This is a genomic window from Streptomyces alkaliphilus (assembly GCF_014141535.1).
GTDB lineage: Bacteria > Actinomycetota > Actinomycetes > Streptomycetales > Streptomycetaceae > Streptomyces > Streptomyces alkaliphilus.
Window position 1 is genome coordinate 1 of sequence record NZ_VKHT01001077.1, and the last position, 1,621, is coordinate 1,621.

2 protein-coding genes are annotated in these 1,621 nt (G+C 73.3%); both read right to left on the bottom strand.

Annotated features, from left to right (window positions below):
- Positions 1-464: RrF2 family transcriptional regulator (locus FNQ90_RS22490; protein WP_182608020.1), on the bottom strand; the 464-nt coding region annotated here is incomplete at its 3' end.
- Positions 465-544: 80 nt separating this feature from the next.
- Positions 545-1,384 (bottom strand): endonuclease/exonuclease/phosphatase family protein, encoded by an 840-nt coding sequence (locus FNQ90_RS22495; protein WP_323380122.1) that lies wholly within the window; start codon positions 1,382-1,384, stop codon positions 545-547.
- Positions 1,385-1,621 lie beyond the last annotated feature (237 nt).

Below are 1,621 nucleotides of genomic sequence, written 5' to 3' on the forward strand. Positions count from 1 at the left end.
GGTTCGGTGGGTGCGGCGCTCCGGTCGGGGCGTGCGCGGGGCAGGCCCATCAGGACCGGTCCGGTGGGGGAGGAGACAAGGTCCGCGGGGGTGAGCGGATCCAGGGTCCGGTGGAACGCCTCCTGGGCCTCGCGCAGCGCGCCGCGCAGGCGGCAGGCGGCGCGCAACGGACAGGGTTGGTCCCCTTCGCAGGCGACGACCTCCCCGTCCCCCTCCAGTTCCCGCACCATCCAGCCGATGGAGGCGTGGCGGCCGAAATCCGTCAGGGCGAGACCGCCGCCGCGCCCCCGACGGGCCTCCACCACACCGAGGTGCTGTAGGCGGGTGATCGCCTTGGCCATGTGGGTGTGGGGGACGGCCACGCCGTCCGCCACCTCCCGGGTGGTCAGGGTCTCGCCCTCGTCGCAGACCGCCAGGCGCATGACGGCACGCAGCGCCAGGTCGGTGAACTTCGTCAGCCGCACGCCCGGAGACTATCAAAGACGCATTCGGGATGCGTATTCAGGGATGGGATCCCGCCGCCGGTACCGGCCGGCGGCAACGATCAGCGCAACACCGGCAGTTCCTCCGGCGGGATGAGGTCGGCCACCACCGCGAGGTGGTCCGAGGGCCACACGCCACCCACCGGCCCGTCGCCGGCCAGGCCCACCGAGCGCACCCCGACCACTCCCCGGGGGCCGGGGAGTCCCACGTGGATGTAGTCGATCCGGGAGGGGAACACCGCCGGGTGCCGCAGGTACCCGTTGCGTGGATCCCAACTGGCCCACGGCGCCCCCGGCTCCGCGTACCGCCACACGTCGATCATCACCTGCCCGGGCACCACCGGAGCCGTTCGCGAGCCGCCGAACAGCCGCAACTCGTCGGAGTCCGACTCGGCGTTGAAGTCACCGGTCACGATGGCCGGTACCGGCCCGTGGCCGTACCGCTCACCGACGAAACGGGCCAACTCCCGTACCTGTTCGCAGCGGATCGCGGAGCCGAAGGGTGGGGAGTGCAGGTGCGTGGTGAAGAAGGGGACCGCGCCGTGCGGGGAGGCGATCCGGGCGTACAGGGCGACCCTGCCCTCCACCGGTCCCCCCGCGGCCGGTAGTTCGCGGACCTCGGTGGCCTCGATCGGCCACCGGCTGAGGACGGCGTTGCCGACGCCGAGGTTCGGGTCGATGTCCCGGTCCGCCCAGTGCGGCGGCAGGCCCGCCGGGGCCCACGCCCAGTGCAGGCCCAACTCCTCGGCGAGGTGGGCGGCGAGGTTCTCCTCGCCCTCCCGCCAGACCTCCTGGAGACCCACGATGTCCGGATCCACCTCGCGCAACGTGTCCAGGATCGCCTTCCGGCGCTCCTCCCAGGGCCCGAACCGCCACCAAAGATTCCATGTCACGATGCGCACGCCCCGATCGTACGGCTTTGCCGGGTCCCAACCGGCCCGCCGGCGCACCGGGCGATCGCCGGTCCGGCGTCCCGGGGCGTCCCCACCGGGGACCCACCGGGAATCCGGGGTCCGACCGGGAACACCGGTTCGACCGGGGCCCGGAATCATCATCGGTCGGGCTCCGCGGGCCGGGGCCGGATGTGTGCGGACCCGCACGTGCCGAGGAGACCCTCCCCGCGCCCCCCGGGTGCTCCC